This is a genomic window from Mycobacterium sp. NGS22 (assembly GCF_059813095.1).
In genome coordinates this window covers 116,335-135,370 of sequence record NZ_JCALDY010000016.1, presented here as the reverse complement: position 1 = coordinate 135,370, position 19,036 = coordinate 116,335, and the positions used below count along the sequence as shown (strand labels likewise).

General features: G+C 67.3%; 23 protein-coding genes, 1 tRNA gene and 1 pseudogene. 18 read left to right on the top strand and 7 right to left on the bottom strand.

Features of this window, described 5'->3' with window-relative positions; genetic code table 11:
* Window positions 1-80: 80 nt before the first annotated feature.
* The 3 genes from AC5Y47_RS16970 (at window position 81) to AC5Y47_RS16960 (ending at window position 1,963) form a co-directional block, all read left to right on the top strand.
* Window positions 81-677, top strand: coding sequence for a recombinase family protein (locus AC5Y47_RS16970; protein ID WP_499945279.1), 597 nt, complete (start codon window positions 81-83; stop codon window positions 675-677).
* Between the two features lie 64 nt (window positions 678-741).
* The gene (locus AC5Y47_RS16965; RefSeq protein WP_499945277.1) at window positions 742-1,488 is read left to right on the top strand and encodes a hypothetical protein; all 747 of its coding nucleotides are present in this window, start codon (window positions 742-744) and stop codon (window positions 1,486-1,488) included.
* Window positions 1,481-1,963, top strand: coding sequence for a type II toxin-antitoxin system VapC family toxin (locus AC5Y47_RS16960; protein WP_499945275.1), 483 nt, complete (start codon window positions 1,481-1,483; stop codon window positions 1,961-1,963). The genes AC5Y47_RS16965 and AC5Y47_RS16960 overlap by 8 nt, the downstream gene beginning before the upstream one ends.
* A gap of 4 nt (window positions 1,964-1,967) precedes the next feature.
* Here the strand turns inward: AC5Y47_RS16960 and AC5Y47_RS16955 are convergent, their stop codons facing one another.
* Window positions 1,968-2,324: an Rv2640c family ArsR-like transcriptional regulator gene (locus AC5Y47_RS16955; protein WP_499945274.1), complete on the bottom strand. Its 357-nt coding sequence runs from the start codon at window positions 2,322-2,324 to the stop codon at window positions 1,968-1,970.
* A 98-nt stretch (window positions 2,325-2,422) separates the two neighbouring features.
* Between AC5Y47_RS16955 and AC5Y47_RS16950 the strand changes: the two genes are divergently transcribed.
* The 10 genes and pseudogenes from AC5Y47_RS16950 (at window position 2,423) to AC5Y47_RS16905 (ending at window position 9,354) form a co-directional block, all read left to right on the top strand.
* Window positions 2,423-2,875, top strand: a complete 453-nt coding sequence (locus AC5Y47_RS16950; protein WP_499945272.1) for an ArsI/CadI family heavy metal resistance metalloenzyme — start codon at window positions 2,423-2,425, stop codon at window positions 2,873-2,875.
* Window positions 2,872-4,361: pseudogene (gene arsB / locus AC5Y47_RS16945) on the top strand (ACR3 family arsenite efflux transporter). The gene AC5Y47_RS16950 and the pseudogene arsB overlap by 4 nt, the downstream one beginning before the upstream one ends.
* 138 nt (window positions 4,362-4,499) lie before the next feature.
* Window positions 4,500-4,733, top strand: a complete 234-nt coding sequence (locus AC5Y47_RS16940; RefSeq protein ID WP_499945271.1) for a hypothetical protein — start codon at window positions 4,500-4,502, stop codon at window positions 4,731-4,733.
* Window positions 4,730-5,398 carry a hypothetical protein gene (locus tag AC5Y47_RS16935; protein ID WP_499945270.1) on the top strand — a complete coding sequence of 223 codons (669 nt, stop codon included), beginning with the start codon at window positions 4,730-4,732 and terminating at the stop codon, window positions 5,396-5,398. Before AC5Y47_RS16940 ends, AC5Y47_RS16935 begins: the two co-directional genes overlap by 4 nt.
* A complete protein-coding gene (locus AC5Y47_RS16930) occupies window positions 5,395-6,189 on the top strand; it encodes a hypothetical protein (RefSeq protein ID WP_499945269.1) in 795 nt (264 codons plus the stop codon). Before AC5Y47_RS16935 ends, AC5Y47_RS16930 begins: the two co-directional genes overlap by 4 nt.
* 180 nt (window positions 6,190-6,369) lie before the next feature.
* Entirely contained in the window at window positions 6,370-6,666 is a 297-nt protein-coding gene (locus AC5Y47_RS16925; protein WP_499945268.1) for a hypothetical protein, read from the top strand.
* A 22-nt stretch (window positions 6,667-6,688) separates the two neighbouring features.
* Window positions 6,689-7,225, top strand: coding sequence for a hypothetical protein (locus AC5Y47_RS16920; RefSeq protein ID WP_499945267.1), 537 nt, complete (start codon window positions 6,689-6,691; stop codon window positions 7,223-7,225).
* Window positions 7,226-7,274: 49 nt separating this feature from the next.
* Complete coding sequence (locus AC5Y47_RS16915; protein ID WP_499945266.1) at window positions 7,275-7,535, top strand: hypothetical protein; 261 nt, start codon at window positions 7,275-7,277, stop codon at window positions 7,533-7,535.
* Window positions 7,532-9,058: a terminase large subunit domain-containing protein gene (locus tag AC5Y47_RS16910; RefSeq protein WP_499945265.1), complete on the top strand. Its 1,527-nt coding sequence runs from the start codon at window positions 7,532-7,534 to the stop codon at window positions 9,056-9,058. Before AC5Y47_RS16915 ends, AC5Y47_RS16910 begins: the two co-directional genes overlap by 4 nt.
* A gap of 5 nt (window positions 9,059-9,063) precedes the next feature.
* Window positions 9,064-9,354, top strand: a complete 291-nt coding sequence (locus AC5Y47_RS16905) for a hypothetical protein (RefSeq protein WP_499945286.1) — start codon at window positions 9,064-9,066, stop codon at window positions 9,352-9,354.
* 36 nt (window positions 9,355-9,390) lie between these two features.
* Here AC5Y47_RS16905 and AC5Y47_RS16900 read toward each other — a convergent pair.
* A tRNA-Asn gene (locus AC5Y47_RS16900) sits at window positions 9,391-9,463 on the bottom strand.
* A gap of 164 nt (window positions 9,464-9,627) precedes the next feature.
* Here AC5Y47_RS16900 and AC5Y47_RS16895 point away from each other — a divergent pair.
* On the top strand, window positions 9,628-9,900 hold the full coding sequence (locus AC5Y47_RS16895; protein ID WP_499945285.1) for a hypothetical protein: 273 nt from the start codon (window positions 9,628-9,630) through the stop codon (window positions 9,898-9,900).
* Between the two features lie 4 nt (window positions 9,901-9,904).
* Here the strand turns inward: AC5Y47_RS16895 and dnaG are convergent, their stop codons facing one another.
* Complete coding sequence (gene dnaG, locus AC5Y47_RS16890; RefSeq protein ID WP_499945264.1) at window positions 9,905-11,875, bottom strand: DNA primase; 1,971 nt, start codon at window positions 11,873-11,875, stop codon at window positions 9,905-9,907.
* 46 nt (window positions 11,876-11,921) lie between these two features.
* Entirely contained in the window at window positions 11,922-13,181 is a 1,260-nt protein-coding gene (locus AC5Y47_RS16885; protein ID WP_499945263.1) for a deoxyguanosinetriphosphate triphosphohydrolase, read from the bottom strand.
* Window positions 13,182-13,384: 203 nt separating this feature from the next.
* Here AC5Y47_RS16885 and AC5Y47_RS16880 point away from each other — a divergent pair, with 203 nt between their 5' ends.
* Together AC5Y47_RS16880 and AC5Y47_RS16875 are read left to right on the top strand one after the other, a co-directional pair.
* Window positions 13,385-14,332 (top strand): esterase family protein, encoded by a 948-nt coding sequence (locus tag AC5Y47_RS16880; protein ID WP_499945262.1) that lies wholly within the window; start codon window positions 13,385-13,387, stop codon window positions 14,330-14,332.
* Between the two features lie 61 nt (window positions 14,333-14,393).
* Window positions 14,394-16,391 (top strand): TPM domain-containing protein, encoded by a 1,998-nt coding sequence (locus AC5Y47_RS16875; RefSeq protein WP_499945261.1) that lies wholly within the window; start codon window positions 14,394-14,396, stop codon window positions 16,389-16,391.
* Window positions 16,392-16,510: 119 nt separating this feature from the next.
* Here AC5Y47_RS16875 and AC5Y47_RS16870 read toward each other — a convergent pair whose 3' ends face one another.
* From AC5Y47_RS16870 to AC5Y47_RS16860, 3 genes are all read right to left on the bottom strand, one after another.
* Complete coding sequence (locus tag AC5Y47_RS16870; protein WP_499942466.1) at window positions 16,511-16,795, bottom strand: WXG100 family type VII secretion target; 285 nt, start codon at window positions 16,793-16,795, stop codon at window positions 16,511-16,513.
* Window positions 16,796-16,833: 38 nt separating this feature from the next.
* Complete coding sequence (locus tag AC5Y47_RS16865; RefSeq protein WP_499942468.1) at window positions 16,834-17,130, bottom strand: WXG100 family type VII secretion target; 297 nt, start codon at window positions 17,128-17,130, stop codon at window positions 16,834-16,836.
* Window positions 17,131-17,259: 129 nt separating this feature from the next.
* Complete coding sequence (locus AC5Y47_RS16860) at window positions 17,260-17,589, bottom strand: hypothetical protein (protein WP_499945259.1); 330 nt, start codon at window positions 17,587-17,589, stop codon at window positions 17,260-17,262.
* 34 nt (window positions 17,590-17,623) lie between these two features.
* On the opposite strand from AC5Y47_RS16860, the gene AC5Y47_RS16855 reads away from it, so the two are divergent.
* Both AC5Y47_RS16855 and AC5Y47_RS16850 read left to right on the top strand, forming a co-directional pair.
* The gene (locus AC5Y47_RS16855) at window positions 17,624-18,097 is read left to right on the top strand and encodes a hypothetical protein (protein ID WP_499945257.1); all 474 of its coding nucleotides are present in this window, start codon (window positions 17,624-17,626) and stop codon (window positions 18,095-18,097) included.
* Between the two features lie 169 nt (window positions 18,098-18,266).
* Window positions 18,267-18,959, top strand: coding sequence for a GAP family protein (locus AC5Y47_RS16850; RefSeq protein WP_499945256.1), 693 nt, complete (start codon window positions 18,267-18,269; stop codon window positions 18,957-18,959).
* Window positions 18,960-19,036 lie beyond the last annotated feature (77 nt).

Sequence of the window (19,036 nt, the reverse complement as noted above, 5' to 3'; positions counted from 1 at the left end):
GCATCGGCCCTGCTCGTTAGTCTCGAAAGTTGTCGCGTATCGAAATAGCGTCGCGCGCCTTTTTGAGATAGGGTGAGCGCATGACGACCGCCACCGCCCCGGCCACCTCGGGCCAGCTGCTCGGCTACGCCCGAGTGTCCACCGATCACCAGTCCCTCGACGCCCAGACCGACGCGCTCACCGCCGCCGGGGTCGAGCCCGCCCGCGTCTACTCCGACAAGCTCACCGGCACCTCAACCAAGGAGCAGCGCCCCGGCCTGGCCGGTCTGCTCGACTACGCCCGGCCTGGCGACACCATCGTGGTCGCCGGTATCGACCGGCTCGGGCGCAACGCCGCCGAGGTCATGCTGACCATCCGCGACCTCGGCGAGCGCGACATCGTGCTGCGGTCGCTGCGCGAGGGCATCGACACGTCGAACGCGACCGGACGCATGGTCGCCGGAGTGCTCGCCTCGCTCGCCGAGCTGGAGCTGGAGCTGGGCCGCGAGCGCCGGTCAGCCTCGCGCGCAGCACGCAAGGCCCGCGACCTACCTATCGGTCGGCCCCGCGCACTGACCGCCGATCAGATCAGGCAGGCCGAGGCTTTGCGCGCCAGCGGTGAGCCGGTGCCAGTCATCGCCGAGACTCTGGGCGTCAGCCGTGCCACGCTCTACCGAACACTCGCCGAGAGAGGCTGAGTCGGTGCCTCGGCGCACAATCTGGTGCATCATTGATCACACCAGTCACGAAGGGTGAAGCGGCATGGCTGGCAACAGCGACATCACGGTGGACCTCGAAGGCGAGGCTCTAGACCCGCGTGCTGTCGCTGATGCCATCACACAGGTCGAGAACCTCATCGAAAGCCTGGCAAGCGACGGCTCGGCCCGCTTGGTCCTGACCGATCTGCACGGCGGCAGCGCCCACATCTCCATGGCGGTCACTGGTGCGTCGGTCGACTCGCTGCGTGACGGGCTCGAAGAGCTGCGACAGTCGCCGGTGGTGCCATCAGGCTGGCGTCGCGACTCCCTCCAAGCCGTCGCCAACCTTGGCGGTGTTAGCGGGCTGCGCGGCGTCGACAGCATCAGTCTCCGCATAGGGGACGCTGTGTCGGCAATCGACAGCGTCCTACGGGACAATGCCCAGGCCGCCCTAGAACCGTCATCCCGCTCCCTCGGTGCTGTGCGCGGAATGCTTTACCGCTACACCAACGATGCGCCGCGCAGCCGACGCACGGCTGGTCTCCGAAACGTGAATAGCGGCGACACTGTTGAGCTGCGCTTTTCAGCCGAAGTCGCACCGCGCATTCGCGAGCATCTTGAGAGCGAGGTCGAGGTGTGGGGCGAAATCGCGCGGGATGCTACGGACAGGATCGTCCACCTCACCGTCGAGGGAATTGAGCACGTAACGCCTGGCGAACCAACGAGGGCCAGCGCGGGGCGCGGACTGCTCGGGCCGGGGTGGACCGATGGTATCGATCCGGTCGATTGGGTGAGGTCGCAGCGTGGCTGACCAGTTGAAGCGGGTGGCAGTCGACACCTGCATCGTCCTTGACCTGCTACTAGACGAGGACGCGCGTTTGGCGGCTCGGGCGGAGTTCGTACTTGAAGGGCACGGCGACCGGCATACCGTCGTGCTTCCGGCCATCGTGATTGCAGAAATTGCCGGAACGGGGAATGTTCGCGGTACGCATTTGCCCCCGCCAGTCCGGACCGAACGTGTGAAGGCGGCGACTGATTGGATCAGAAGCTCGAACTTCGTGGTCGCCGAAATGTCGGAGCGAACGGCGCGACGCGCCGCCGAACTGGCCGTACGCCACAACCTCAAGGGTTCCGACGCGGCGGTCCTCGCCACCGCCGACGGGTGGGGTTGTCAGCGGCTGTACACAAGGGACGACCAGCTGCTCAGCTGTGACCCGCACTTCGGGTTCAAGATCAGTCACGCCGACGACCCACCTGAGCCTGAGCCCAAGCTGTTTGATCTCTGAACGACTAGCGGCAGCAGCTCGGGTCAAGCACCTGGCACAACGCCATTAATGCGTCCCGGCGGGCGGTGTGGTGCACGCTCATGCCCTGACGCACTGAGGCCACGAAACCAGCGGTGCGAAGCTGACCGAGGTGGTGGCTGACCGTCGACTCCGACAACCCAACGGCAGCTGCGAGCGATCCGGTGGTGCATCTCCCGTCAGCGGTGAACAGCAGGGACATCAGCTTGACCCGCGCGGGGTCGGCCAACGCCTTGAGCCGCATCGCCACGTCCAGCGCCGCTGCGTCGTCGGCGGGTTCGGCGGCAACGGGCGCGCAGCAGACCGGCTGAGACATGTCGATGGTGGGCAGCGTCTTGGGCACGCTTCCATAATGAAGACCCCCTTGACATAAGTCAAAAAGGTGGAGTAGACCGGAGCCGTCACCAATTCGGCTTATGTCTCACACCTTGGAGGGTGCTCGTGTCCCGCATACAGCTGGCGCTCAATGTCGACGATCTCGACTCGTCCATCGCGTTCTACACCACCCTGCTGGGCACCGAACCCGCCAAGATCAAGCCGGGATACGCCAACTTCGCCGTCGCCGAGCCGCCGTTGAAGCTGGTGCTCATCGAGAACCCCGGCATAGGCGGGTCTATCAACCACCTCGGCGTCGAGGTGGATTCCACCGAGATGGTGCATTCGGAGATCGCGCGCCTGGCCGGGGCCGGTCTGTTCACCGAGGAGGAGATGAACACCACCTGCTGCTTCGCCACCCAGGACAAGGTGTGGGTGACCGCGCCTGATCAGGAGAAGTGGGAGGTTTACACGAAGCTGGCCGACGCGGACAGCTTCGGGGTATCCGACCCCAACCAGGCCGCGGGCGATGCCGCCGATGCCAGGGCGTGCGACTGCGGACCCAGGGCAGCCGGGTGACCGAGCCCGCCACCGCCGACCACCCCGCCGTCGTCGGCAAGCTGTCCACCCTCGACCGTTTCCTTCCGCTGTGGATCGGCGCCGCGATGGTCGCCGGGCTGCTGCTGGGGCGCGCCGTTCCCGGTCTCGACCGGGCACTGAGCGCGGTCCTGTTGGACGGCATCAGCCTGCCCATCGCCATCGGGCTGCTGGTGATGATGTACCCGGTGCTAGCCAAGGTCCGTTATGACCGACTCGACACCGTGACCGGCGACCGCAAACTCATGGCGGCGTCACTGGTCCTCAACTGGATCATCGGCCCGGCGTTGATGTTCGCCCTCGCGTGGCTTCTGTTGCCCGACCTGCCCGAGTACCGGACGGGGCTGATCCTCGTCGGCCTGGCCCGGTGCATCGCCATGGTCATCATCTGGAATGACCTCGCGTGCGGAGACCGGGAAGCCGCCGCCGTGCTCGTCGCGCTCAACTCAGTGTTTCAAGTGTTTATGTTCGCCGTGCTCGGGTGGTTCTACCTGTCGGTGCTCCCCGGCTGGCTCGGCGTGGATCAGACGTCAATCAGTGTGTCGCCATGGCAGATCGCCAAGTCGGTCCTCATCTTCCTGGGCGTGCCGCTGCTGTTGGGCTATCTGTCCCGTCGGGTCGGCGAGCGCACCAAGGGCCGCGACTGGTACGAGTGCCGGTTCCTGCTCAGGATCGGGCCGTGGGCGCTTTACGGGCTGCTGTCCACCATCGTCATCCTGTTTGCGCTTCAAGGCGCTCAAATCACCTCCCGCCCCCTCGACGTGGCGCGAATCGCGTTGCCGCTGCTGGCGTATTTCGCCGTGATGTGGGGCGGTGGCTACGCGCTCGGCGCTGCGCTCGGCCTCGGGTATAAGCGCACCACCACGCTGGCGTTCACCGCCGCCGGGAACAACTTCGAGTTGGCCATCGCCGTGGCAATCGCAACGTTCGGCGCGACGTCGGGTCAGGCACTCGCGGGTGTGGTCGGTCCGCTGATCGAGGTGCCGGTGCTGGTGGCGCTGGTCTACGTCTCGCTCGCGCTGCGCCGCCGATTCACCTCCGAGAGGACCGCGCCGTGACCGCCAAGCCCAGCGTGTTGTTCGTATGCGTAAAAAACGCCGGCAAGTCGCAGATGGCCGCTGGCTTGATGCGCGACTGCGCGGGTGACGCGGTGGAGGTGCATTCTGCGGGCACGCGACCGGGCAATGCGGTGAACGCCTTGTCCGCCGAGTCGCTCGCCGAGGTCGGCGTCGACGTGTCCGACGAACACCCCAAGCCCATCGACCCCGACCTGCTGCGCCGCGTCGATCGGGTCATAGTGCTGGGCGGAGAGGCACACGTCGATGCACCCGAGGGTGTCACCGTCGAGACATGGGTGACGGACGAACCATCCGAACGCGGCATCGACGGTATCGAGCGGATGCGCTTGGTGCGCGACGAAATTCGGCGTCGAGTTGAGTTTTTACACCACGAGATAACGCCGCGCTGAGCTAGTCAGCTCTGCTACTAAGTTGGTGTTCATATTCCCCTCCGAAGTAGGGGAACACATTGCAAGACAACAGATTTGCGACACGCGATACTGTCAAGCTTGACCGTCGCTGCACCCTGACCTGTCAAGCTGATCGGCATGACAACCACGATCCTGACCGATCCGACGGCGCTGACCCCGGCTCAGTGGTCCGGTCGGTTGGCGGCGTATCTGGCGCGTGGTCGCGGCAGCGATGACCCCGAGGTGATCGCCGCCCGGCAGGCGCTCAGCTATTGGCGTGCCCGGCGCGCCATCGACGCCGAGGCAGGCCAGATCGCACCCAGCCACCTCGACGCCCTGGCGTCGCGGCTGCGTGAGGCGGTGGCCCGATGACGCTGCGCGCCCGCAACCGCACCCCGGCCTACCTCGCTAGGCAGCAACCGCAGCCGCGTCCGACACCCACCCAAGAGCAGATCCGCGACCGCCGCCGCGGGCTGTTGCCGATCTATGCGTGGCCGGACGATTGGTCGCTGACCAAGGAGTTCGCCGCGATCTGCGAACCGCTGGCCGAGCCCGTCGCCGCCACGCCCAATCCCGCTGTATATCTGCGCGCGGTCGCCGAGCTGGCCGACTCCACACACCATGCCGTGAGCGCCGTGGTCGCGCTGCTGGCTCGCGCGGACGCCGAGCGGCGCACCTCGCACCTCGGCACCGATGACCGAGGTCGCAGCATCACGGCGCTAGTCGATTTGACCCCGCGACCCGCCGCACCCGAGATCACCGACGACATGCTGGCCGACGGCACCTGGGCAGCCACCCTGACCACTCTCGCCGCGCCGTACAGCGACGATTTGGCCCGGCTGCTGGCCGAGGCGGCGACCACCGTCGTCGGGGATCGCCTGCTCGCCGCGCTCGGCGAGGTTGACGCCGCCGCGCTGACGCTGGGCCGCAAGCTCGACCGCGATCAGGCGATCCGTGCGAACCGCCCTAACCACCGCACCCCATCACAGGCTGACCGCGCACGCGCCGAACTCGAATCACTGGGAGTGACACCATGACCGCGCCGCCCGTTGAGACCTACACCTCGATGCTGCCGCTGCAATTCGAGGCACCGCCGCTCAACCCTTCACCGCAAGGGCTGTACGCCGCGACCATCTGGGCAGAGGTCACCGGCCCGTCACGACACCTGAGCGGTGTCGAGATCCGCCCGGCGGGCAACTACGGCGGTGACCAGGCTTTCGGCGTGTGGGGCGCTGACTGGTGCGCGGTGCCGCCGCTGGACGGACCCGACCGCAAAGAGGGCGAGCGGCCCGACGGGCTGGACCCGTTCGCGCCGATGACCGTGTGGGCGTACGACGAATGCGACCTCACCGCTCCGAGCCGCGCCGAAGTCGAGCGGCGGGCCATGCAGATTTTCCGGCTTGAGGAACAGACCGCCGTCGAGCATGAGCTGTCGAATCGGCTGCTGACTGATGCCGGGACATCGAGCAGCGCCGCCGACCTGCAATGGGCGGTGGCCAGCTTGGAGGCTGCGTTCGCCGAGACGAACACGCTCGGATTCATCCACGCCAGCCCGCATTGGGCCGTCTACGCCGCTGCGGCGCAACTGCTGACCCGTTCCGGCGGCGGTTTCACGTCCCCGCTCGGGCACCGCTGGATCTTCGGCGGTGGCTACGCCGACGGGCTGCAAGACACGCTGGTAGCGACCAGCCAGCCGTTCGGCTGGCGCGATGAAACCCAGCTCAGGACCGCTATTGACGAGAAGCGAAACACCTTCTCCGCCATCGCCGAGCGCACCGTGGCGGTGGGCTATGAGGCCGTCATCGGCGCAGCGACCGTCACACCGTAAGAGGAGGTCAACACCGATCGATGCCAACGGAAAGCCCGACATCGACGCTTTCACTCCCGTCTACGGGTCGCCGGTGAGCACGTCGACCGTGACCAGCGCCGGTGAGCAGGACAGCGGATTCGCCGAAGCACTCAAGGCGGCGGGCGAGGTCAACGACGGTCATACGAGGGTGCGCACCTGGTGACCACCGCTGCCACCGTGATCGAGACCTACGCCGGGCCGCGCTGCCAGTCCTGCGGCGGGCCGTGCTGGCAATGGAAAGGCTCGATCTGGCATTACACCTGCTCGGGGTGCCTGACCCGCCACCTCGACGCGAGCGCGGCCAGGGCTGCCGAACGCGACCGCCGCGAGCGTGCCCGGCTGGTGCGCAAGATATTCCGCCACGAAACCTCGACCTCGGTCACCTCGGAAGATCGGCGTCGGGACGGTGCTGGGCCGTGTTATGTACCGCAGCACCGCCCCGGCGTCGACCCCTGATCACGAAAGGACAAGCCGCGCAATGCCGCTCACCCTCGCCGACATCACCCCGCGGCAACGCGAGCACCTCGAACTGTGCGTCCATGAAGCCGGTCATGCCGTCGCGGCGGTGGCACTCGGGGGCGTCATCCGCTCGGCGGTCGTCGCCAGTGCCCGCCTGATCGGCCTCGAAGGGCTGACCACCGTGCAGGACATGCCGTGCGGCGGCGATGCCGAGATCGCCTACGCCGGGCCGTGGTCACAAGCACGCTGGCGCGCGGGCCGATACCCGACGCAGCGCGAGCTGTTCGCGGTGTTCGAGACGACCGGCCACGGCGACGACCGGATGCTGACCGCGAGCGCCTACGCCGACGGACACCACAGCGGGCGTGACGTGGTGCCGCTGCTCGAACGCTGCTGGCCCGCCGTGCTCCGCACCGCCCAAGCACTGCACCGCAAAGGCGAGGTGTTCCAGCGTGACGTGTGCGCGGCGCTGGGCATCACCGACGGCGGCGGACCCGGCAGCGTTCAGCTCGCCGCCATCCGCTCACGAATGCGGGCCGTGCCGCCGATCGGGTAGAAGCAACCCGCCCCGCCTGATCCGACATCGCCACCGGAGGGAGCCCGCCATGGCCGCCATCGACACCCCTATCCCCCGCAGCATCGAGTTTCTGCCCGACTACTGCCCGCGCTGTAATCCACTGGGACACAACGCCGACAGTCGCACGCGGTTGGCCACGCTGACCGAGCCGACCTCGGTCACCCCCCGCGGTCTTAAAGGTGCGCTGTGCGAATACCGCTGCGATGGCTGCGGCCACCAGTGGCAGCGGACCGACCTCTGGAACGCCAAGCAGGCCGGTCTCGGCCCGAGACGACGGAAAGCCGCGTGACCGTGACCCAAGCCAACCCGACTCGCACCCTCGCCGCTATCGGCGCGGTCCAAGCGGCGCGCGCCCGTCGGCGACCCGAGTCGCCTGCCGAGCTGGCTCGGCGGCTCATCCCCGGCTACGTCGTGACCCCAGCTATCCGGCTGATCAGCGACGAGCTGGTGCGCGCGGCGACCGAGCCCGACTCGCGGCTGATCCTGACCACACCGCCGCGCACCGGCAAAAGCGTCCTGGTCAGTCAGGTGTTCCCGGTCTGGCTGCTGTCGCGCGATCCCGACTGCGAAATCATCGTCAAGAGCTACGGCGACAGTCTCGCCGAGGAGCACAGCGCCGCCGCGCGGCGGCTGATCGCCGAGAACGGTGCCCTACTCGGCATCGAACTGGCACCGGACAAGCAGGCGGCGGGCCGATGGCGCGTCAACGGTTACCGGGGCGGCATGTTGGCCGGTGGCATCCTCTCCAGCACAACGGGTTTCGGAGCCAACACCCTGGTCCTGGACGACCCTGTGAAGGGTGCCCAGGAGGCCGACAGCGACGCATACCGGCGGCGACTGGTGGGAGAGTTCCGCGCCTCGCTGATGACCCGCCTGATGCCCGGCGGCAGCGCCATCGTGGTGCTGACCCGCTGGCATGAGCACGACATCGCCGGGTCGTTGCTCGCCGAGCCCGGCAGCCGGTGGCGCTGCGTCAACATCCCGGCGGTCTCGACGGCGGGCGTGCCCGACGCGCTGGGCCGCGAGCGCAGCGGAGTGGCGATGACGTCGGCTATCGGTCGCACCGCCGCCCAGTTCCGCCAGATCGAGGCCGAGGTCGGCTCACGCGCCTGGGCGGCGATGTACCTCGGGACGCCCACCGCGCCGGAGGGTGGGCTGATCAAGTCGGCGTGGTTCGATGACTGGCGGCTGCCCGCAGCGCCGTCCGGTGCCATGAAGATCGTCGTGGCGGTGGACCCTGCCGACTCCGGCGAAGGCGACGAGACCGGCATCATCGCCGCCTCGCTAGGGGCCGACGGCGTGGTGGCGCTCATCGCCGACGTGTCGGGCCACATGACCAGCGACCAGTGGGCTCGTCGGGCGGTCGAGCTGGCGATCGACGTCGGGGCCAGCGAGATCAGCGTCGAGGCGTTCGCCGCGCGGGCCACCTACACCCGGCTGGTCACCGAGGCGCTGCCGAAGTATCGGGTGAGCCGCCCAATCAGAGTCACCGGCTGGCCACCGAAGGGCAGCGACCGCGGCAAAGGCGACGCCGTGGCGCGCAGTACGGGCCTGCTGGCCGGGCTTGAGACCGGACGGTGCCGTATCGCCGGATACCTGCCCGACTTCGAGCGCCAGGCGGTGACGTGGCAGTCCGGCGCGCATCAGCCCGACCGGGTGGCGGCGGCGGTGGTCGCCTACGACGTGCTCAGCCACTCCATCGGCGTGCAGATGCACATCGTGAGCCCCATCGACACCCTCCGCCGTGCGCGCGAGGGCAAGATCCCGCCGCCGCCGCAATGGATGACACGCCGGATCGGCGACGGCGCGTGAGGACCATGACCGCGCACGCGGTCAGACCGCCAAGCGGCGGCGAGCTGGCGCGGGCGGGCCGGGTGAAGTTGCGCGACAACATGACTCAGGCTGCCGAGCCCGTCGGCTGCGACTGCGCCCGATGCTGCCCGCCGCCGTTAACCGACATCGAGGCGCAATGCGCGCTGCGTCACGTCCCGAATTACCAAGCCGTCGCCTACGCCCGAGGCGAGTTGACGCTGGTCGGGTACCGGGGCTGCGACGACTGCGATGCGTGGGTGCCGACCTTCACCGCCACGGACCAATCTCGCACGTAGGTTGCACGCCCACCCACAAAATATGCTCTGACCAGGCTCCCCCGGAAGGACTCGAACCTTCAACCCTTCGGTTAACAGCCGAATGCTCTGCCAGTTGAGCTACAGGGGACTATCAGTCCAGCCAATCCTGGTGCTGATCGCGGGACGACTCTAGCGTACTGGCAGGGTCGCCCCCAACTAGAGGCCCCGGGAGCGTCGGCGCATCGGGCGCGGCGCTTCGCCACCGGATGAGGCAGGATGGAACCAATCGCACTTCGCTTCGGAGGGACCGCTTTGATCGGGTATGTCGCCGTGTTGGGACTGGGCTACGTGTTGGGCACGAAAGCCGGACGTCGACGCTACGAGCAGATTGCCGGCACCTATCGCGCCGTGACCTCGAGTCCGATAGCCAGATCGATGATCGAAGGGGGTCGTCGCAAGATCGCGAATCGGATCTCTCCCGACACCGGATTCGTCACACTGACTGAGATCGACGGTACTGCCGTCGTCGGCCGCGTCGAGGAACTCGAGCCGGACGTCGAACCGCAGGTGAACGCCACCCGCTGACGTCTCATGCCGTGAGATCGTCGCCGCTGGCCTGTTCCAGCAGACTGCGGCGGTAGGCCTCCATCGCCACCAGGTCGCCGAACAAGGCGTGATACTCGTCGCCGTGTTCGATCGGCGACATACGCTGCAACTTCGACTTGACCTCCGCGATCTGGCGCCCCATCCACACTTCCTGCAGCCGGGCCAGCACCCCGGAGATGTAGCGCGGCAGCTGCTCGTCGTCGGCCCGGATCGTCTCGACTCCCAGTTCGCTGATCAGGCCGGCGATCTGCGCCGCGCTGGTCTGTTGGCGCACCATGTCCAGCCATTGGGCCCCGCTGACACCGATCGCGGTGCCGCCCGCCGCCTCGATCGCGGCCCGCACGGCGGCGTAAGCCGGGTGCGTGAAGCTCTCCACGGTCAGCGTGTCGAACACCGGGCCGGCCAACGCCGGATACTGCAACGCCGATTTGAGAGCCTCACGCTGGGGCCACAGCGTCGGATCGCGCGGGTCCGGACGGGCTACCGCGGGTTGCGCGGCTCCGCCCTCAGCGGGGGTCTGAGCGGGCGACGTGCGTCGAGACGGCTTGGCCGGCGCCGCGGACCGGGCGGAGCCGCCGGATTTGCGGGCTTCGCCCCGGACCCGGTCGATCACCTGCGCGACATCGTCCCAGCCGACCCAGCCGGCGAGCTGGCGCGCGTATTCGTCGCGCAACGTGGGGTCCTTGATCCGGCCCACCATCGGCACGCAGCGACGCAGCCCGGCCACCCGGCCCTCGGCACTGTCCAGGTCCATCTCGCCGAGCGCGGTGCGAATCGCGAACTCGAACAACGGGGTTCGTCGCGCTACCAGGTCGCGCAGCGCGCCGTCACCGGAGCGCAGCCGCAGATCGCAGGGGTCCATGCCGTCGGGGGCGACCGCTACGAAGGACTGCCCGGCCAGGTTCTGTTCGCCGGCGAACGCCTTGAGCGCGGCGGCCTTGCCAGCCTCGTCACCGTCGAAGACGTAGATCAGTTCCCCCCGGAAGAAACTGTCGTCCATCATCAGCCGGCGCAGCATGGCCAGATGCTCGTCGCCGAACGCGGTGCCGCACGACGCGACCGCGGTGGTGACCCCGGCCAGGTGCATGGCCATCACGTCGGTGTATCCCTCGACCACCACGGCCTGATGCCCCTTGGCGATGTCGCGCTTGGCGAGGTCGATACCGAACATCACCGAGGACTTCTTGTACAACACCGTTTCGGGGGTGTTGACGTATTTGGCTTCCATCGGGTCGTCGTCGAACAGTCGCCGCGCACCGAACCCGATCACCTCACCGGCCGACGTGCGGATGGGCCAGAGCAGGCGCCGGTGGAACCGGTCGATCGGGCCGCGACGGCCCTGCTTGGACAGTCCGGCGGCTTCCAGTTCCTTGAACTCGAACCCCTTGCGCTGCAGATGTTTCGTGAGTTTGTCCCAGCCTGACGGCGCGTAGCCGCAGCCGAACCGGCGGGCGGCCTCGGCGTCGAAACTGCGCTCGGTCAGATACTGCCGGGCCGGAGCCGCCTCGGCGGACTCCAGTTGCTCGGCGTAGAACGCGGCGGCGGCTGCGTTGGCCGCGATCAGCCTGCTGCGGCTGCCGCGGTCGCGCTGCACGCTGGTGGCCGAGCCGGTGTAGGTGATCGTGTGGCCGATCCGATCGGCCAACATTTCGACGGCTTCGACGAAATTGACGTGCTCGATCTTCTGAATGAAGGCGTACACGTCGCCGCCTTCACCGCAACCGAAGCAATGGAAGTGACCGTGGTTCGGGCGCACGTGGAACGAGGGCGACTTCTCGTTGTGGAACGGGCACAGGCCCTTCAGCGAGTCGGCGCCCGCCCGCTTGAGCTGGACGTAATCGCCGACGACGTCCTCGATCACGGCTCGTTCCCGGATCGCGGCGATGTCGCGGTCCGAAATTCTGGACCGACCGCCGGAACGGCCCGCATCCCTGGGGCCAGCCGGACTCGACACGGGCTCAGTCTAAGCCGTCGTCCCGACGGCGCGGGCACCGTTGCCGTCAGGATCGGCCGGCGTCGATGCGTTCCAGTCGTCCCTCGGTGTAGGAGGCCATCTGGTCGACGACGACCCGCAGGCGAGCACCGTCTCCGGAGGCGGCGTTGAAGGCTGCGGCAAACATCGGGTCGAGGGTCTGCGGCGCCCCGGCCTGCAACCACTGGGCCACCCGGTGGATACGTTCGCGTTGCCGGGCCTGCGTTTCCAAATGCCGCGGATCGGACATGATGAATTGCAGCGCAAGGATTTTCAGCACCGCGACCTCGGCGCGGACCAGATCCGGGACATGCAGGTCGGCTCGGTAACGCAGCAGCGGACCGGACCCTGCCGCCGCGCGGGTGGTGGCGATCGCGGCCGTAGCGAACCGGCCCACCAATTCGCTGGTCAACCGCTTGAGTGCCACCGCCGCCGACAACGTGGCGTCGTACTTGCCGACCGCGGCCACCACCGGCAGCCGGGACAGCCGCCGCGCGGCCTGCATCAGGTCGTCGGCATCGACCTGGGCGAACTCATTCTCGCCCAGCTTGGCCAGCGCCGCCGCCTCGTCCTCGTCGGCGAGCACACGCAGATCGATACGTTCGGAGACGACGCCGTCCTCGACGTCGTGCACCGAGTAGGCGACGTCGTCGGCCCAGTCCATGACCTGCGCCTCCAGGCACGTGCGACGATCCGGCGCACCCGCCCGTGCCCAGGCCGCCGCTTCGCGGTCTTCGTCGTAGAAGCCGTACTTGCGCTCGTTGTCACCGCGTCCCCACGGATACTTGGTGACCGCGTCCAGCGCCGCGCGGGTCAGGTTCAATCCTGCGCTACGCCCTTGCCCGTCAAGCACTTTGGGCTCCAGGCTGGTCAGGATACGGAAGTTCTGGGCGTTGCCCTCGAAACCGCCGTAGTCGGCGGCCACCTCGTCGAGCGCCCGCTCTCCGTTGTGCCCGTAGGGCGGGTGGCCGATGTCATGTGCCAGGCCGGCCAGCTCGACGAGATCGAGATCGCAGCCCAGCCCGATGGCCATCCCCCGACCGATCTGCGCCACCTCGAGCGAATGGGTAAGACGGGTGCGCGGAGTGTCGCCTTCCCGCGGACCCACGACCTGGGTCTTGTCGGCCAACCGGCGTAGCGCCGCGCTGTGCAGCACCCGAGCCCGGTCGCGGGCGAAGTCGGTGCGGTGCTGACCCTCGGTGCCCGGCAGACCCGCACTCTTCGGCGCTTCGAGTACCCGCCGTTCGCGGTCGAAGTCGTCATAGAGGTCGGGCTGATCGGTGCTCACCGATCCACAGTCTGCCAGGGCCGATTCGCCTGGGTGACAATCGACGTCCCGCCGCGAAGGGAGACGACGTCTGCCGATTGAGGCCCCACCGGCCTGGGTACCACGTGCTGAACTGGGTCGGATCCAGATTGCGAAACAGCCGTGGGATGGACGACAGCGTCCACCCGCTTGCTGTTCTGGAGGTTTCAGAGGGGATCAGAGATATGAACGTGCGCAACAGACGTTGGATGCGTCGACTGTCGAGCGCGGCGGCGGTGGCCGCGGCACTACCGGGGCTGCTGGGAGTTGTCGGGGCCGAGCCGGCGGCGCGGGCCGCGGCGCCGGAGTTTCTGCAGGTCCCGTCGGCGGCGATGGGCCGCGACGTGACGGTGGAGTTTCAGCAGGGCGGGGCGCCGGCGGTCTATCTGCTCGACGGCCTGCGCGCCCGCGACGACCGCAACGGCTGGGATATCGAAACCAACGCCTTCGACGAATACAAGGGCTCGGGCATTTCGGTGGTCATGCCGGTCGGCGGACGGTCCAGTTTCTACGCCGACTGGTACGGGTCGGCAAACGGTGCCACCTACAAATGGGAGACATTCCTGACCAGTGAGTTGCCGGCCTATCTGGCGGGCAAGGGCGTCCGTAGCACCCGCAATGCCGTCGTCGGCGTTTCGATGTCCGGGTCGTCGGCGTTGATCTTGGCGGCCTATCACCCGGGGCAATTCGCTTATGCCAGTGCGTTGTCGGCATACCTCACGCCGTCCAGCGGTAACGGGCCGACGTTGATCAAGCTCGCGATGAACGACGAGGGCGGCTTCAATCCCGAGGACATGTGGGGGCCGTCGGGCGGGGCGGGTTGGCAACGCCACGATCCCACCGTGCAAGCCGGACGGCTCGCCGGTAACAACACCCGCCTGTGGGTTTACAGCGGCAATGGGAAGCCGTCGGAGTTGGGACAGGGCAGTATTCCGGGCACCGTGATCGAGCAGGTTGTGCTGCAGAGCAACGTCGACTTCAAGAACGCCTACACGGCTGCGGGTGGCCACAACGCCACGTTCAACATCGACGGCAGCGGCGTGCACAGTTGGGGATATTGGAACGCGCAGCTGGTGGCCATGAAAGCCGACATGCAGCGCACGCTGGGCGCTTCGGGGGGCGGACAGGCGTGACATTTCGGCGGGCAAGGACCGCAATCGCCAAGCACAACGTCACCGACGTTTAATTAGCGATATGCGCATCGCTCGCCTACTCGGCGTGATCCTGACGATCCTGGCAGTCGGCGGCGGGGTACTGCTACAGGCACCCCCCGCCGCCGCCCAGCCGCCGTTCCGACTGCCCGGCTACATCACCGACAAAGCCAACGCGCTCTCGGAGTCGGGTCGGGCCATGGTGACCTCGGCCACGATCAAGCTCTACGGGGACCGGCAGATCCGCTTGTGGGTCGTCTACGTCGACACGTTCTCCGGGCAGAGCGCGCAGAGCTGGGCCGAGCAAACCCGGCGGGCCAGCGATCTGCAGAGCAGCCAGGCGCTGCTGGCCGTGGCCACCACCGACCGCGCCTACGCCTTCCTGGTTGGCAACGCCGTGCCGGGTGTGAACGCGCGGCAGGTGGACGACTTGCGACGCAACCAGATCGAGCCCGCGCTGGCCAGAGGCGACTGGAGCGGCGCCGCCGTCGCCGCCGCCAACGGACTCAATGTGACGCCGAGCTCGACGGGCTGGGTGGTGCTGCTCGCCTTCCTCGCGGCTCTTGCGCTGGCCGTGCTGATCCTGTTGTGGGTGATGCGCCGGCGTGGCCGGCGGCGACGGGCCGACGCCTTGGCCGCGGCCCGACGGGTGGACCCCACCGATGCGACCGCTCTGGCCACGGTGCCGTTGGACATCCTCGACGAGCTGTCCCGGTCGAAGGTGGTGGAAGTCGACAACGCGGTGCGCACCAGCGCCAACGAACTCGCGCTGGCCATCGAAGAATTCGGCGAACAGCGGACCGCGCCGTTCACGCAAGCCTTGAACAACGCCAAAGCCGCACTGGCGCAGGCGTTCACGGTGCGTCATCAACTCGACGACAGCATCCCGGAAACCCCTGCGCAGCGCCGTGAACTGCTCACGCGCGTGATCGTCTCGGCCGCCAATGCCGACCGCGAGCTGGAATCTCAGACCGAAGCCTTCGAGCAACTCCGCGACCTGGTGATCAACGCGGCGTCCAGACTCGACGCCATGACGCAGCGATACGTCGAACTCACCACCCGTGTCGAGCCCGCGGCTCAACATCTGGTCGAGTTGCACCGGGAATTCGGTGCCACGGCGCTGGCTTCGGTCTCGGCCAACGTCGGAACCGCCAAGGAGCGCTTGGAGTTCGCCGACCGCAACATCGCCATCGCCCGCGAACTGGCCGGCCACGCGGTGAGCGGACAGCAGACGCGACTGGTGGACTCGGTGCGCGCCGCCGAAGCCGCGCTGGGACAAGCGCGCTCGCTGCTCGACGCGGTGGACAGCGCCGCCGACGACATCCGGCATGCCGTCCAGAATCTGCCGTCGGTGGTGGCCGACATCCAGACCGGCATCAAGCGGGCCAACGAGCAACTGCAGAAGTCGCAGCGCAACTCCTCGGCGCATACCAGCGAACTGATCGCCGCTCGCGATGCGGCGGCCCGCGCGCTGGACAGCTCGGGCGGTTCCCGGGGCACCGCCGATCCGTTGAGCGCGTTCGCGCAACTGAGTAAGGCAGACGCCGAACTCGACCGGATGGTGGCCACGGTGGCTCAAGAACAAGCCAACGCCGAGCGGCTCAGGCGCTCGCTCGAGCAGGCCATGTTCACTGCGGAGTCGCGAGTGCGCGCGGTGTCGGAATACATCGACACCCGACGTGGCAGCGTCGGCCCGGAAGCCAGGACTCGGCTTGCCGAAGCCAAGCGCCAGCTCGAAGCCGCACACGAAAGAAAGCCTTCCAGCCTCACCGACGCGATCGCCTACGCCAACGGGGCGTCGACACTGGCGGCCCAGGCGCAGTCGCTGGCCAACGCCGACGTGCAGTCGGCACAGCGCGCCTACATGCGGCGCACGGACAGCGACACCGGCGCCATCCTCGGTGGCATCATCATCGGCGACCTGCTCAGCGGCGGCCTGCGGGGCGGATTCGGTGGCTGGAGCCCGACCTCGTTCGGAGGGTCGAGGTCCTCGGGAGGCACATCCGGCGGCGGCTTCATGGGCGGCGGCGGCCGGTTCTGAAAGAACCCAAAAACTACGCACGCCCACTCACGGTGCATACCGCAAGTAGACGTGCGTAGTTGAGGTTCGCGGCGGACGCACCGACTAGCGGTGCGCCGCCGCAGAACCGGGTACTTCTCTCAGGCCCAGCTGGACCCGACGGCGCTGTCGGTCTGCGCCATGTTCTGACCGGCGCTCTGGACCTTCTGGCCGTGGGCGTTGGCCTGCTCGTAGATCACCTGGAAGTTGCGGCCCAGCTGGGCGATGAACTCCTGGCAAGCCACCGAACCGGCGCCGCCCCAGAAGTCACCGGCAGCCAGCACATCGCGAACGATGGCCTGGTGCTCGGCCTCCAGGTTGGCGGCCTGGGCGCGAATCAGCGCGCCGTGCGCGTCGACGTCGCCGAACTGGTAATTAATGGTCATGTCTATTGTCCTCCTGGATTAGAAGCTGATGGGCTGGACTAGCTGGACAGGATCTGCTGCGACGCCTGCTCTTGCTGCTCGTAGTTGTTGGCGTCACGGATCAGACCATCGCGCACCCCGTGCAGCATGTTCACGATGTTGCGGAACGCGGTGTTCATCTGGCCCATGGTGTCCAGCGAGGTGGCCGAAGCCAGACCGCTCCAACCCGCGCCCGAGATGTTCTGCGAGGACGCCCACATACGACGGGCCTCGTCCTCGACGGTCTGCGCGTGGGTCTCGAAACGGCCCGCCATGGCACGCATTGCGTGCGGGTCGGTCATAAAGCGAGTTGCCACTTTAATTCTCCTTAGCTTGTGGATGTGTTACTTGGAATTTCAACCAGTTTTGATTGATGTGATCACTGCCTCCGGGAAGTCCCGAAGCCGTCAATCACCCGTAGACAACGACAGTCTTGACCCTTTCTCTCACCCGGCTGCCGGCGAATGCGGGACCACGCTGCTACCGCGCGGCATCTCGAAACGGGGTTCGGCGTTCTCCGCCTCCCACTGTTTCCACTCTGCCCACTCATCCCACTCGTCGTTGCCAGGTTCGATCGGTTCCGGATCGACCGCACCAGGCACTACGACGACTTCTTCGACACCTGCTTCGGACTCCTTCGACCAGTGGTCGTAGTCGTCCGGCGGAACAGCCGTACCCCAGCTGAGCGGAACTGACAATCCGCCGAGCATGCCCGACTCGCCCCGTTTCGCTGCCACCGAATCGGGCGGCAAGGGTGGACCAAGAGGCAGAAGCACGCTGTCCCCTTCCCAGTGTCGATGTCAACACACCTTGCTCAATGGCAAGCACAAACCACCGAGCATTCAAAGCTTAAGGCAATCCGCGCCGCGATATCTCCTCTTTCCCGGATTTATTTCCCCGCGCAACCCGCCGTCCAGCACCTGTGCGTATCCGATCAGGTCCGACGATCCCGATGGGCTGCCGCTGCGGCCGGCGACCGGTTCGCATCTGTGCGATCCGAACCCGCACAGTCCCGGCAAAACCGTTGGCCGCCAGTATGCTTCGCATTACCTCCCCGGTACCGGGACGGCAACATCGCCGCTGCGAAGCGCGGCTTCTCGGAGTCGAAATCGCTCTGCGCGGATGATCGACGGCGGGATCGGATGGATTCATCTTCGGTACCGGGATGCGCAACCGTTCGCCGCCTGCACGGTTGCCGACGATTTCGCAGAAAATTTATTCGATCCCACATTTTTGATCGATCCCTCAGAAAGCCCGTTCGATTTGCCCTCGACGCGTCGCTGACGACGGATCATGCGCGGTCAGGGCCAAATTACTCGGCATCGATCAGACCTGTGCAGTCTTATCGACGCGCCAGAATCGGCCGGGGTCGCGGCTATCGCCGTATGGGGGCAAAAACGGTGCCTCTCAATGGGTTCCGCAACCCGCAGCAACCGTTGTAGCGTCCGTTGCCATGTGGTGCACGGTGCTGGTGTTAGCTCTTGTGGCGACCGCCGACCCGGTACGGCTCGGCGTCAGCGCTGTCCTGTCGTCGCGTTCTCGGGCGCTTGGCCCGCTGCTCGCATTCTGGCTCGGCGGCATGGCGACAAGTGTCGCCCTCGCCGCGGGAGTGCTCTACGGCATGCGCGACAGCACCATTGCCGTGGTCGGCCGGATGCAACACGCCACTGCCACCGCCACCGCCGGCCGGATTCAGCTAGCGATGGGCATGCTGGCCCTGCTGATCGCAGCGGTCGCGGTCGGCATGTCGCGGCGAGGACGACAAGGTGGGACCGTGATCGGCTCGTCGCGACTGTCGGCCTTGTCGAGCCGCGCGCATTGCGCACTGCGGGCCCGCCCGCTCAGCGTGGCGTTCGCTCTCGGCGCGGGCATGTTGATCGACTTTCGGTTCATGGCGGCGCTCACCGCGATCGTGGCCTCGGGAGCGGCGGCAAGCACCCAGACAATTGCCGCCGGGGCATACACCCTGATCGCCTTGGCATTTGTGGAGGTCCCGCTTATCAGTCGACTGGCGGCCCCGGCCCGCACCGACCACGTGATAGCAGCGGTGCAGCAGTGGGCGCAAGCTCGACGGCAACAGATGTTCGCCGTCGTCGTCACCCTGCTCGGCGCATTCCTGGTGAGCCGCGGACTCGGGCAACTCTAGCGGCCGCTCAATCCTGTTGCACCGCAACAAGTCACGACATGGCAAAGGCGCGGGCGACGGGGACCCCCCAAGCGCCG